Source organism: Peribacillus sp. SIMBA_075 (genome assembly GCF_046534585.1).
The window spans coordinates 96,840-110,611 of the sequence record NZ_JAWRYN010000010.1 but is presented as its reverse complement, the minus strand read 5'-3'; the positions used below and the strand labels follow the sequence as shown (position 1 = coordinate 110,611).

At 44.7% G+C, this 13,772-nt stretch carries 7 protein-coding genes and 2 pseudogenes; 8 read left to right on the top strand and 1 reads right to left on the bottom strand.

What is annotated here, in order from left to right; genetic code table 11:
* Positions 1 to 9 precede the first annotated feature (9 nt).
* From SB775_RS10590 to SB775_RS10560, 7 genes and pseudogenes are all read left to right on the top strand, one after another.
* A pseudogene (locus SB775_RS10590) lies at positions 10 to 1,259 on the top strand (amidohydrolase).
* Positions 1,260 to 1,287: 28 nt separating this feature from the next.
* A complete protein-coding gene (locus SB775_RS10585; protein ID WP_410861559.1) occupies positions 1,288 to 2,535 on the top strand; it encodes an amidohydrolase in 1,248 nt (415 codons plus the stop codon).
* Between the two features lie 493 nt (positions 2,536 to 3,028).
* Entirely contained in the window at positions 3,029 to 4,324 is a 1,296-nt protein-coding gene (locus tag SB775_RS10580; RefSeq protein WP_089364229.1) for a uracil/xanthine transporter, read from the top strand.
* 371 nt (positions 4,325 to 4,695) lie between these two features.
* Complete coding sequence (locus SB775_RS10575) at positions 4,696 to 4,947, top strand: heterocycloanthracin/sonorensin family bacteriocin (RefSeq protein ID WP_410861558.1); 252 nt, start codon at positions 4,696 to 4,698, stop codon at positions 4,945 to 4,947.
* A gap of 156 nt (positions 4,948 to 5,103) precedes the next feature.
* Positions 5,104 to 7,050, top strand: a complete 1,947-nt coding sequence (locus SB775_RS10570) for a putative thiazole-containing bacteriocin maturation protein (protein WP_410861557.1) — start codon at positions 5,104 to 5,106, stop codon at positions 7,048 to 7,050.
* Positions 7,047 to 8,990, top strand: coding sequence for a TOMM precursor leader peptide-binding protein (locus tag SB775_RS10565; protein WP_410861556.1), 1,944 nt, complete (start codon positions 7,047 to 7,049; stop codon positions 8,988 to 8,990). Before SB775_RS10570 ends, SB775_RS10565 begins: the two co-directional genes overlap by 4 nt.
* Before the next feature lie 23 nt (positions 8,991 to 9,013).
* Positions 9,014 to 10,585 (top strand): SagB family peptide dehydrogenase, encoded by a 1,572-nt coding sequence (locus SB775_RS10560; RefSeq protein ID WP_410861555.1) that lies wholly within the window; start codon positions 9,014 to 9,016, stop codon positions 10,583 to 10,585.
* A 153-nt stretch (positions 10,586 to 10,738) separates the two neighbouring features.
* Here the strand turns inward: SB775_RS10560 and SB775_RS10555 are convergent.
* A pseudogene (locus tag SB775_RS10555) lies at positions 10,739 to 11,601 on the bottom strand (transposase); the annotation flags it as partial.
* Between the two features lie 532 nt (positions 11,602 to 12,133).
* On the opposite strand from SB775_RS10555, the gene pdxR reads away from it, so the two are divergent.
* Complete coding sequence (pdxR, locus tag SB775_RS10550; protein WP_410861554.1) at positions 12,134 to 13,564, top strand: MocR-like pyridoxine biosynthesis transcription factor PdxR; 1,431 nt, start codon at positions 12,134 to 12,136, stop codon at positions 13,562 to 13,564.
* The last annotated feature ends 208 nt before the right edge of the window (positions 13,565 to 13,772 follow it).

Below are 13,772 nucleotides of genomic sequence, written 5' to 3'. Positions count from 1 at the left end.
TGAAATTTGATGAATAAAGCATACTGGCTTACAAACGTTACACTTGATAGTGGATTTGTTTTTGAGAATGAAAGAATTGTTCGAACAAAGACAGCTCCATACAACATGTATATAAAAGATGGGATCATAGAGGAATTGCAATTGGCTTCAAGTATGCCTTTGAAAACGGATATGCCCGTTCAAGACGCGAAAAAGCTGCTTGCACTTCCTCCTTTTAAAGAGATGCATAACCATCTGGACAAGACCTATTTAGGACTGCCCTGGAAATCATGCACTCCGGTTCCGAATTTAATGGAACGCTTAAAACTAGAAGCGGAAGAGCTTGCTGAACTTGCTGAAACTGGGCGACTCCGGGCTGAACGGATGCTTGAACTATTGTTAAGCGGCGGTGCGACGCATATAAGGACGCATGTTAACATTGACCCATACATCGGTATGAAAAATTTGGGAGAAATTCAAAAGGCGCTAAGTAGTTTCAAAGGAAAAATGACATATGAGATCGTGGCTTTCCCCCAGCATGGACTGCTAAGGACGAATTCAAAAGGGTTAATGAGACAAGCGATGAAAGAAGGGGCGGCTTTGGTGGGAGGCTTGGATCCTGGTGGAGTGGATAATAATATTGAAGCTTCCCTATATGAAATGGTGGATCTAGCCGTTGAGTTTGATGAAGATATTGATATCCATATACATGATCCAGGTCATCTTGGATTTTATACGATCAAGAAACTGGCTTCTTTAATCGAGGAAGCTGGATGGAAAAATAGGGCGGCTGTCAGTCATGCCTTTGCACTTGGGGATGTCCCTATTGAAGAATCACATGAACTGGCCAGTATTTTATCAAACCTAGGAATAGCCATCATGTCTACTGTTCCGATAAACCGGGTAATTCCCCCCATTGATTTACTTCATGAAAAGGGTGTCCATGTTGCTCTAGGATGTGATGGTTTTTATGACTCCTGGTCTCCATTCGGTACAGGAGATATGCTGGAAAAGGCAGGAAGATTGGCTGAGAGGTACAACTGGAAGGACGAGTATGGATTGTCTCAATCGCTCCAATTCATTACGGGCGGGGTCAAGACACTGGACCCTGAAGGAAATCGTGTATGGCCGAATGTGGGAAATACGCAAGTATGGTATTTGTGGATGCATCAAGTGCTGCCGAGGCAGTTGCCAGGAGATCGACGCGCGCAGCAGTCATGGTCAATGGAAATCTTGTTTACGGTGGACTCGACTGTGAATCCGCCTTGAAGGCGAATTGAATGTCTATTTCAAGAAGGGATGAAGGGCATGAATACAATCTATTTGTTAAAGAATGTTCGTTTGGAATGTGGTTACCGGAAAGAGAATGAAAGAGTTACAGGAACGATAACCGGGCTATTTCATCTGTTGGTGAAGGATGGAAAAATCACGAAGATTATCAAGGATGGGGAAGCCATACCTACTGATTCACCAGTGGAAGATGCAAAAGGATTGCTGGCATTACCCTCCTTCATTGAAAAGCATGTCCATCTTGATAAAACACTGATGGGGGATGCTTGGAGAGCATGCACTCCTTCTTCGAGTGTCATTGAACGCTTTGAAAATGAGAAAAAGGTTTTGCCTTCGATTGCAACTAGCACATGTAAACGTGCAGAGTCTTTACTGGAAATACTTTTAGCTTCTGGCTCCACACATGTACGGACTCATGTTGATATCTACCCGGAAGTGAGATTGCAAAACTTAGAGCAAGTACAACAGGCGCTTGCCGGCTATTCTAGTAGACTCAGTTCAGAAATCGTCGCATTTGCCCAGCACGGATTGTTGCGGTCGGGTTCTGCCAAGCTTGTCAGGGAGGCATTGCGAAACGGAGCAGGAATCGTCGGGGCAGTCGATCCAGCATCAGTCGATAACAATATTGAAGCTTCGCTTGTACAATTAATGGATCTAGCAGTGGAAGCGGACGCTGATGTCGACTTGCATTTACATGATCCCGGGCACCTGGGCACGTTCACCATGAAACGTTTGGCAGCTCTGACCAAGCAAGCAGGCTGGGAAGGCAGGGTAGCATTAAGCCATGCGTTCGGTATAGGGGACGTATCCAAGGAAGAAGCCTATGAGCTGGCTGACATTCTTAGGGATGCGGGGATTTCCATCGTCACCAGCGTCCCCATTAACAGACAGATGCCCCCTGTCGATTTATTACATGAAACAGGGGTTGAAGTATCAGTAGGTAATGATAATATCTTTGATGTATGGTCACCTCTAGGGAATGGCGACATCTTAGAGAGAGCCGGCAGGCTGGCGGAACGCTTCAAATGGATTGATGAAGTCTCCCTATCTCGAACACTTGGGTATATAACGGGCGGAAAAACTCCATTAGATGAAAATGGTAACCGAATATGGCCGAAAGCTGGGGATGCTGCAAGCTTAGTATTGATTGATGCGAGCTGTTCTGCAGAAGCAGTTGCGAGGCGTTCTGAACGTAAAGCGGTCATTTACAAGGGGAATTTAGTTTCCGGTTCAATGTATAAACAAAAGCAGTCAATAGAGTTGTAAGGCTAACCTAAGGATCTCTGGATACTTCCGGATTTCCTTTTTATTTGGGTTTTGAAAGTCTAGCAAAACAGGCTGGCTGCCGTGTCTGCTCCCGTGTACTTTTTACTTACTGGCGTTATTTGTTGAGGAAGTAATTATTTTGCTATCATTTGTTAAGGATCTCCCTCCCATGTCATTATCGTTATTGCCCAATATACTAAATGGAGAATTCGATTCAAAAAAGGACTGGTTAACAATGCTCCTTTTATAAAGGGTTTGGCTTCCGCTTGTCCGTAATCGAGTCCAGCCAACAAATTAGCAGGGAGCTGCAGCGTTTGTTATATTAATGGTAAGCTCTGATATTTTGTGTGGAATCTGGACCTTTATTCCGGCATGATGGACGGCAGTCATTAACATGGGTGTTGTCCTTTCGCCTTTTTTCAAGGGAAAGGCAATCGAACCATGCATTCACCATGATCTTTAAAAAGTATCATGTTCAAAGGAGATGGAATCTATGAAAAGTTGGAGATCTTCTGTGACTCTATTTTCTTCTTTTCAATGGTTGTTTTTTATTTTTGCAAATACGGTAGTAGTACCAATATCGATTGGCGCAGCTTTTGATCTTCCCCCAAATGTTACGGAAATGACCATGAGAAGCTCGCTCATTTTCACTGGGATCGCTTGCGTGATTCAGGGGTGGAAGGGACATAAGTATCCAATTATGGAAGGGCACTCCGGACTACTGTGGGGAGTGATGTTGAATTTAGGGTTATCTGCACCATCCATAGGGCTCGGTTATGCTGAAATAGGAGGGGGAATAGCGACTGGTCTCATTGCAGCTGGTGTAGTGACCATCATTATTTCTGCCTTCAACCTGATTTCTTATGTCCAGAAGATTTTCACTCCCATGGTCATGACCGTTTACTTATTCCTTCTGACGTTCCAGCTCATTTTTGTCTTTTTTAAGGGGATGCTCGGGATCACGGAGGATGGGGGAATTAACATCCCGGTCAGTATCCTGTCATTGGGGATTGTCTTTTTAGTAAGTATATTAAAGATAAAAGGACCAAGGACCATTAGCAATTTCTCCATTTTGATCGGGATAATAGTGGGGTGGATTTTTTACTCGCTGCTATTTCCAGAGGCTGGGGGAGAAATGGGGCCGGCGAGTGCCTCTTTTTCATTTTTCCCATTAGGTGTTCCAAACCTGGAATTCGGGATAATAGCGATTTCTTTTTTTGCAGGATTACTGAATTTGTGTAATACGTTCGCTTCCATTCAAGCTGCATCCGAGTTAATGGGGGATGAAGCTGACCACAAGCAGTATCGAAATTCTTTATTCATGACTGGCGGTTTTACCATTTTCGCTCCTGTGCTTGGCCTTGTTCCGTATACACCTTTTACTTCATCCATTGGATTTTTGCAAAGTACTCAAATCTATGAGCGGAGGCCGTTCTTATTTGGAGGCATGCTGTTGACCATAATCGGACTCATTCCTCCTTTTATCTCTTTCCTGGCCACCATGCCCATAACAGTCGGGAATGCTGTATTGTTCGTCGCTTACCTTCAACTGTTTGGCACGGCTTTCAACAGCGTCAAGGGTCAGCATTTTACTTCAGACACGATATTCAGGCTTGCCGTACCAGTATTGGTCGGAGTGAGTTTGATGAATATCTTGCCTAATGCATTTTCGGGCGTTCCCACGCTTTTACAGCCCTTTTTGACCAATGGGCTCATAATGGGTGTATTGATATCTATCGTGCTGGAGAAATCAGTAAACTGGAAGCGTTATGAACAACTGCAGAATTAAGGTGACTTTCCATTTAAGCATATCATGACGACCGATCGATATGGCTATACATAAATGATCCTCCATTGAAATAAGGAAGAGGAAAAGGCAAGTGACTTGTAAGAACCTTAATTTAAAGAGGTGTGCATGAAAGCCGGAAGGATGTAACCTTCTGGTTTTCTGTTTTTTCATTTGTCTTTTAATGGTGATCAGGCATTCGTCGTGAATGGGTATTTGGTGAAAATAGGCTTTTTCTTCAGTAGCAATACCCACTCCCCTTACATATTTTGTTGAAGGGAGTACTTGATGTGGTGTGGGTTCTTAGATTATCTTGATCCTATTTCCTTTTCTGTAATAAGTATTCCCTCAATGAATATATGGAGGTTATATAAATGTATGAGTTTCAAAATCAACTTCAAATGTTGAATGTAGACGATTTTCAGGTAAGCCAGCCAATTCCTTGGGATCAAGGCCAGCAAGGGTATTCTGACGATTCCCGACTCATTGGTTTCGGTTTTGGTTGTTTTGGTTGCCTTGGTTGCTTTATTGGGGGCTGTGGGTTCGGTCGTTGTGGAGGTTGTGGAGGTTGTGGAGGCTGTGGTCGTTGCGGAGGTTGCGGTCGCTGCGGTCGTTGCTTCCGTTAAGAGTCTAGGTTTTAAAAAGAGGAGGAGATGTCCCTGCATTGATGCTGCAGGGACTTTTCTTTGAGGTATTAGACATAAGAGACAAATTGTCATACATAGGATTAAAGTGAAGTGCTGAAGCAGAGCCAAGAAAAGCTTCGGGTTAGGAGGACCGGAATGGAAAATATGACCCCTTCTATGCGTCTGAAAGTGAAAAGGGACACGTTTTTTCTCCCTGAACCAAACAGAGGTGTGTACTTCAGGAATAACATAAGTTCGTTCCGTATGGAGGGCAGTTCAATTGTTCAGTGGGTTGAAAAGCTATTACCGATGTTCAATGGGCACCATACATTAAGTGAATTAACGAATGGATTGCCTGACCCATATCGGAATCGTGTGATGGAAATTGCCGAGGTTTTGTACGCGAATGGGTTTGCTAGGGATGTGAGTCAGGATATTCCTCATCAATTAAGGGATCAGGTTGTTGATAGGTATGCTTCCCAAATCGAGTTCCTGGACAGTTGCGGCGATTCCGGGGCTCACCGTTTTCAAACTTATCGAAAGGGAAAGGCGTTGGCTATAGGATCTGGCCCATTGTTCCTTTCATTGGTGTCCTCGCTGGTCGAATCCGGATTGCCCACATTCCATATCCTCATTACGGACACGGTACCGACCAATAGACGAAGATTGAAGGAAATCGTTGAACATGCGCGTGAAAGGGACGAAGAGGTAGCCATAGAGGAGGTCGTGCTTGAGAAGGGAGCGGGGAATGAATGGCAGGAGATCACGCGGCCTTTTGACTCGATATTATATGTGTCACAGGAGGGTGATATAGGGGAATTAAGAGAACTTCATTCGGTGTGCAGGCAAGGGAAAAAGGTTCTGTTCCCTGCATTGGTCATCAATCAAGTAGGCATGGCTGGTCCGCTTGTCCATCCTGATTCCAAGGGGTGTTGGGAGTCAGCGTGGCATCGTTTACATCAAACTGTGCTGGAAAAGAATCAGGCGTCTGCTTCTTTTTCCTCCACAGCCGGAGCGATGTTAGCCAATATAATGGTATTCGAGTGGTTTAAAGAGGCTACAGGTGTTACTACAGCAGAACAAGCCAATCAATTCTATCTGTTGGATATGGAAACATTGGAGGGAAAATGGCATCCATTTCTTCCACATCCGGGGGTGACGGGAAAAGGAGCCGCTAAATGGATTGAAGATTTTGATCAGCGGCTCGAACAGAAATCGGGCAGGGGTGAGCCTGGGAAAGTGTTTATGCATTTCAGCCGGTTGACATCGGCGGAATCCGGAATCTTTCATAGTTGGGAGGAGGGAGATTTAAAACAGCTGCCGTTGGCTCAATGCCGCGTTCAGGTTGTTGATCCGTTGTCGTCCGGCCCGGCCGAACTTCTGCCAGATATTATCCGTTCAGATCTGACGCATGAGGAAGCGAGGAGGGAAACCGGCCTGGCGGGGGTTGAAGCATATGTATCCCGAACACTCAGCCAGCTCGTACCGACTCTATCTCCGCTTAAAGGATCAGGCGAAATAAAGGAATCCATCGGTGTCGGAGCAGGGGAAACATTTGCTGAATGTGCTTGCCGCGGGTTGCAAAGCAGTTTGGATACAGAGTTTGGAAATAAGGAGTTCAACCAGGAGAATCTTGTGGCAGTCCAGTTGGCAGAGGTGGATGATGAACGCTGCCGGTATTATTTACAAGCGTTGACCCGGCTGCAAGGAGAGCCGATCATCGCGTTGGGTGAGGATGTGTCCGGTTTCCCTGTAGTTTGGGCAGGAACGAGCGATGGCTGGTCAGGCGCTGTCGGTTTGAATGTAACGATCGCATTACGGAACGCGTTGCAAAAGGCGGTTATGAAAGTCCAAAATCAGACCGTTTGCCTCACAGCTCCAGATTTAGTGGCATCGCCTGTTCTTAAAGAAGAAATGCCCTTGAATCTTGTGATTCCTTCGTGCGGGGTGACGGGGAATTCCGAGATATTAAAGTCCGCCATTCAAGTCTTGGAGAAAAATAAGAAGCGAATCTTCGTTTTCGAATTAGAACTGGAACCTTTCTTGAAGGAAGAATTGGTAGGTGTGTTTGGGGTGTTTTTGCGAGAGGAGGAATCACGGTGAGAACTGACGTATTGGTTGTCGGGGAAGGAGTGTTGGCCGACCATGTTCAAGGGGATCTGTCCGGCCAATATCAAGTCAATCGCCAAACCGATTTCGAATCAGGAATACCGCAAACGACGGCTATGGTCCTTGTGCTGCAAGATGCTTGGAATCCCGCTGCCCATCAAATGGCGGAAGAGGTGATAAGGGCAGCGGGCATTCCATGGCTGCGGGGGTTCGTATCATTTGGAGAGGGAGTGGTAGGTCCGCTGGTACGCCCGGGCATTCCGGGCTGCTCACAGTGTGCAGACCAAAGGCATCTCATGGCTGGGCGTGATCGTAAGGAAATGTGGGGAATCCGCAAGCAACTGCAAGATAATGGGGGGATACAGCGTGATGCGGCTGCATCCCGCACAGGCCTTTTGCAGATGGCACACCTGATTGGGGCAGAGGTAAAGAAGGTGATGAATGGAGAGCACGCCCGTTCGGAAGGACGTGTATCAATAATCAACATGAAGACCCTGAATGGTTCGTGGCACTCGTTTTTACCTGATCCATTGTGTATGGTTTGCAGCCGATTACCTGATGACTCGAAGGATCGTGCAAGGATTACGTTACAGCCAAGTCCGAAAGTCAGTCCCGACAGCTACCGAACCCGTTCAATGGAGGATCTGAATGAAGTTCTGGCAAAGGATTACTTGGACCACCGCATAGGATTCTTGAATAATAAAATGATAGACCTTGTGCCGCCTTTTGCCGATGTAAGTGTTAATTTGCCTTTGTTCATTGGAGATGAAGGGGCGGCAGGCCGGACTCTCTCATATGCCGCCAGTGAGATGACTGCCATATTGGAGGGCTTGGAAAGATACTGCGGATTGGAGCCCCGCGGCAAACGGACAGTCATGCATGGAAGCTATAGCAACCTGAAAGAGCATGCGCTCGATCCCATCAAGATAGGAGTACACTCGAAGGAACATTATGCACAGCGGGATTTCCCGTTTCAACCGTTTGATCCTGACCGCTCGATTGATTGGGTATGGGGCCATTCATTTTTGCAAGAGCGACCGATCTTGGTTCCGGAATTGCTCTCTTATTACAGTTTGGGCTGCGGAGATGGATTTGTTTATGAAACTTCCAATGGCTGTGCTTTAGGGGGAAGTTTGGAGGAGGCCATTTTCTACGGCATTATGGAAGTGGTGGAACGTGATTCGTTTTTGCTGACCTGGTATGCGCAGTTGCCTCTCACACGTCTTGACCCTTATTCTGCAAATGACAAAGAACTGGAATTGATGATTGAGAGGGCAAGGGCGGCAGGTGGATATGATATCCACTTGTTTAATTCGACCATGGAACACGGTATACCAAGCATATGGGCACTGGCAAAAAACAGGAAACAAAAAGGATTGAATATCATATGTGCGGCAGGGGCTCATCTGGACCCGGTCCGGGCGGTAAAAAGCGCGGTCTTCGAGTTAGCAGGCATGATGCTGACCCTTGACGATAAATTGGAAGAGAACCAGGGGGAGTTTGAGAAAATGCTATATGATTCCTCACTGGTACGGCAAATGGAGGACCATGGCATGCTGTACGGTTTGCCGGAAGCGGAAGAGCGACTGCAGTTTCTGCTGGATGATGACCGTCCAATGCGGACGTTTGATGAAGAATTCAAGCAAATGCCGAAGCATGCGGACTTGACCGATGATCTGCAGGACATTCTCCAGGAGTTTCGACGGTTGAAACTCGAGGTGATCGTGGTGGATCAGACGGCACCGGAAATTGAACGGAATGGATTACATTGCGTGAAAGTGCTGATCCCGGGGATGCTGCCGATGACATTCGGGCATCATCTTACACGGATAACAGGAATTGAAAGAGTACTGAAGGTTCCGATGGAACTTGGATATGCTGACCGGCCGCTTGAATTCGAACAGCTCAATCCGCATCCGCATCCTTTTCCATAAGCGGTGACTTAGGAGGTAGGAGGATGAGTCTAGAGGCATTTCTGTACAATTTGCATTTTGATATCGAAAAGGCAAGCCCGCCGGATTGGGAAGTGGATTGGGATGATGCACCGCTAAAGTATAAGCTTTATCGTGACTTGCCTGTTTTTCCACTATCGCTGGAGGTGCCGCTGTCGCTTGAGGGGTGCAACGGGCCTTCCAAGCAGGACCTCGAAGGAATCGGTCATTTTCTCTGGTATGCATATGGCCTGACCCAAGTTAGTCAGTCACTGATATCCTTAGAGTCTGGGGACCTCATGCAGTCATTCCGGCGTTTTCCGCCATCAGGGGGAGCTTTGTATCCAAGTGAATTGTACGTGTACTTGAAGATGGATGAATTGCCTGCTGGCATATACCATTATGATGTGGCACACCACCGGTTGGTATTGTTGCGGGAAGGGGATTTTGATTCATATTTAACAAAGGCTCTTGGTGGAAAATTTGATATGTCTGCAAGTTTTGGAACGGTTTTTGTATCGACGATGTTTTGGAAAAACTTCTACAAATATAATAATTTTTCATACCGTCTGCAAGGGCTTGATGCGGGCGTGCTCATTGGACAGTTGCTCGAAGTGGCGAAACGGTTTGGAATCGCAGCTGGGGTGTGCTTCCAATTCCTTGATCGGGCCATCAATCACCTTCTTGGGCTTTCGGATGAGGAAGAGAGCACATATGCGGTGATCCCCTTATCGGCAGACACCAAATTTTGGTGTGCTGATGAAAGTAATGGTAACGGACCTGTCACTTCGACAGAATTATGCAGGGAATTGACGGGCATTCAGCCTGAACACTATGTTCGGTCGCAGAGAATCAGAGAATTTCCGATGTTAACTAAACTGAATGAAGCATCCATGATTGAGTCCACCCAATCATTCCGGCCAATCAAGCCAAAGGATGGGGCTGAATGCGAAGGAAAAGTGATAGCCCTTCCTATCGTGAAGCGGTTGTCCTATGATTTAGCATCAGTTTGCCGAAATCGATTTTCCCCTGAAATGGACTTCGTTCTAGGGAAGGTCAGTCAACTGCAACTGGCGGCACTCCTGCAGGAGGCAAGCGCTTCGTTCTCCTATCGAAATGATTTGGATGGAACAAATGAGAATAACGAACATCGCGTTTCCCTATACGCTTGTTTGTATAATGTGGAAGACATTCAAGATGGTGCTTACCATTATGACAGCATGACACATTCATTACGACAGATACAACCAGGAGATCATCGGCTCCGATTGCAGTACGGAATGTCCTTGGATACCATGAATTTTCAGCAAGTGCCAATTTGCATACATGTAGTTGGAGATCGGGATCATTCCAAAACGCAACTTGGATATAGAGGATATCGCATCCAGCACATGGAGGCGGGGATGCTCGTCCAGAGATTACTAATAGCGTCGTCAGCCCTTGGAATGAACGGGCACCCGCTGCTCGGCTTTGATGTGAAAATGTGTGATGAACTTTACAAGATCGGTGGTGGCCCCCAAGGAAAAACGAGTCTGATCCAAATCCCGATCGGCCATTATCGGAATCGTCCCTGGCTGATCGGAAGTTTGAATAATTAAAAAATGTAACTATGGCCTTCATTCCTTTTAAAGAATGGAGGCCGCAGTTTGTCGACAAAAGGGGTTCGGAATGTATTAATTCCGAACCCCTTTTGATATTTTCTTGGAATTTTGCTCAAGATTAAGAGCTTGGGTCTCTACGAGCCCACTATGTTAGGCCATTTTTGGACCTTGCCATGTCCAATTGACCATCTTCTTTACATTCATGGCAGCGAAAGTAAGCATCGCCTGCATCGACAATTTTTTAAGTCCCCTTAAAGTAGTCCAACGCATACCATGCTTTTCTTTTGCATCTGCGAATACACGCTCAATCGTTTCCTTGCGTTTCGCATAGATAGGTTTTACATCTTGATGATGACGCAGGTGATCTGCTTCTTCCATATTTTCTTGCCAGATATGGCGTGTCACTACTTTTTGATGGTCTTTGCTTTCTGTACACTGTGATAAAAATGAACATGTCTTACAAATGTGTTTGGGAGATTTGTACTCACGATATCCCTCTTTATTTGTTGTTGAGTACTTTAAAATCTCGCCCGATGGGCAAAGGTAACAGTCAAAATGTTCATCGTAAACATACTTATGTTTGCGGAAGAATCCTTCTTTTGTTCGTGGCCGTGTATAGGGTAAAGCCGGTGTGCTTTCTTTGTCAAAGAGGTAGCTTGTAATGGCTGGTGTTTTATAAGCTGCATCTGCGGCAACAGCTTCTGGTTTTCCAACTTTCTCAATCACTTGTTATTAACCAGAGGCTCTAAGATATGACTATCATGCGTATTTCCGTGTGTTACTTATTTTCCCCAACACAAATCCATTGCGGTCCGCTGCCGTATGAAACGAATAGGCAAACTGTTTTGTTCGTTCATCTTACACATAGTAGCCACTCTCAAGATCAGTTGAACTTTTTTTAACCTCCTTGTTTCTTCCTTGATAAACTTATCTGGTGGAAAAGGCTTCTTTCCACTGTTTTCACGATCTTGATTAATTTCTTTTTGCCGCTTATTCGTACTGGCTTTCACATGTGGGAAAGAAAACATCCTTATCACCTCAAGTTTTAATCCTTCTATTTTAAAAACAAAAAAGCCTGTAGGTAATAGGAGTTCTATCTAAATGTTAAAACAAAGTTGATTGGAACGGAAGGTACGAGACTCCTGCGGGAAAAGCGCGTCCAAGGGAGACCCCGCAGGCGCAAAGGCGCCGAGGAGGCTCCCGGGACCGCCCGCGGAAAGCGAGTGCCTGGAGCGGAAATCAACGGTCATATTTTAAAAACCTAAAAAAAATTGTAGACAATCTCCATTACTATCGAGTTTGTCTACAGTCTAAGGCCTTCATTCCTTTTAAAGAATGGAGGCCGTTTCTATTTATTGAGGAAAAACCAATTATAATAAAAACTGGAACTTTAAAAACGTTACAGCTTCCATCCTAAGTGTGCAATAATCCCGGCCGAGGATTATACTGATATAAAAGGTTTCCCATTTAAGGGAACGAATAAATAGATAATAAAGTTAATAATTTGGAACGCTTTTAACAAAACCAATTTAAAGGATGTAGCTTATGGAATGGAGAACGGATAGAAAATCCAAGGAGCCTTTATATAAACAAATAGCAGGTTATATTGAGAGCGGTATTGCTGATGGAGCATTTTTACTAGATAAGCCGTTACCTTCTGAGCGCTTCTTGGCACATGAACTGGGGGTTAACAGAAGTACGGTTGTAGCAGCTTATGATGAATTGGAGGCAAATGGGTTAGTTGAACGAAAAAAAGGGAGCGGAACGATGATCAGCAAGGATATATGGGGAATCAACAGAAAACGTATGCCTAGTTGGAATAGATATATCGAAGCTGGTTCATTTTTACCCAATTTGCCGGTAACCCAAAGAATCCGGAAAGAAACGGAAGGGAATAATCTTATAAACTTAGCTAGTGGGGAGGTATCAGAAGACTTATTTCCGGTCCAATCCTTACGTGAAATCATTTCGAATAGGTCCTTTATTGGTAGTTTAGGTTATGATCATCCTCAGGGCAATGCGGTTTTAAGGGACACAATTACTAATCATGTGAAACAGTATAGAAAAATCGATACCCATCCATCTTCCATACTGATTACCTCTGGTGCACAACAAGCCATTCACCTCGTTATCCAATGCTTGTTGAAGCCAGGCGATGCCGTTGCATTGGAAGATCCATCATACAGTTACAACCTTCCCATTTTTCAATCCGCAGGACTAAGAACTTTTCTTTTACCAGTTGATAAGGATGGTATCAACCCAGAGGATTTACTGGCACTACATAAAAAACATCGTATCAGGATGATATTTTTGAATCCTGTTTTTCAAAACCCAACAGGAACGGTGCTTCATATTAACCGGCGTAAAAGGATTCTAGAGCTTTCATCCGAATATGGAATACCGGTTGTAGAAGACGATCCTTATAGTTTAACTTCTTTTTCCGGGGAAAAAATCAATACTCTTAAGTCGATGGACAACAACGGAAATGTTCTATATATAAGCTCTTTATCAAAAATTGTTGCTTCTGGCTTAAGAATTGGCTGGATAATAGGACCGAAACCAGTTATAGAGCGGCTGTCTGATGCAAAGCAACAGGTTGACTTCGGCCATGGCTCATTCACTCAATGGATAGCAAACGATTTTCTTGAATCAGAGCATTTCCCCACTCATATTACCTATTTAAGAGAGCAGCTAGAAAAAAGAAGGGATGCAATAGTTTCGAGTCTTAACGAATTCCTTCATAAAGAAGTTGAGTATTTTTCGCCAAATGGTGGAATTCATTTGTGGTGTAAGCTGAAGGTGCCTTTGAACGAAATAAAATTACTGGAGGAATCCATCAAAAGAGGAGTCATATACGTTCCTGGTTCAACATTAGGTACTAATAAGGAATATGTACGCTTCACCTTTGCAAGGGAAAATGAGGAGTCCATTCACGAAGGCATCAAAAGGTTTGCAGAGGCTGTAAAAAGTTTATAAGGATTTTCTCAGAATGTAGACAAACTAGATGAAAATCGAGTTTGTCTGCATTCTTTTTATGGCTTGTACAACTTAGCTTTCCGGGAGCAGTATAGTTTACTGGATATACTCCTAACCCCTTATAAAAATGAAAACTTCAAATTATTATCGTTACTGTAAAAAAATGTTATGATGAATTTGTATATTTTCCGGGGAGTATTATTAAGAT

What these genes read in the sequence shown, in the direction of transcription:
- SB775_RS10585 (WP_410861559.1), top strand. Translation starts at nt 1,288, where the DNA reads ATGAATACAATCTATTTGTTAAAGAATGTTCGTTTGGAATGTGGTTAC.
- SB775_RS10580 (WP_089364229.1), top strand. Translation starts at nt 3,029, where the DNA reads ATGAAAAGTTGGAGATCTTCTGTGACTCTATTTTCTTCTTTTCAATGG.
- SB775_RS10560 (WP_410861555.1), top strand. Translation starts at nt 9,014, where the DNA reads ATGAGTCTAGAGGCATTTCTGTACAATTTGCATTTTGATATCGAAAAG.
- SB775_RS10570 (WP_410861557.1), top strand. Translation starts at nt 5,104, where the DNA reads ATGGAAAATATGACCCCTTCTATGCGTCTGAAAGTGAAAAGGGACACG.
- SB775_RS10575 (WP_410861558.1), top strand. Translation starts at nt 4,696, where the DNA reads ATGTATGAGTTTCAAAATCAACTTCAAATGTTGAATGTAGACGATTTT.
- pdxR (WP_410861554.1), top strand. Translation starts at nt 12,134, where the DNA reads ATGGAATGGAGAACGGATAGAAAATCCAAGGAGCCTTTATATAAACAA.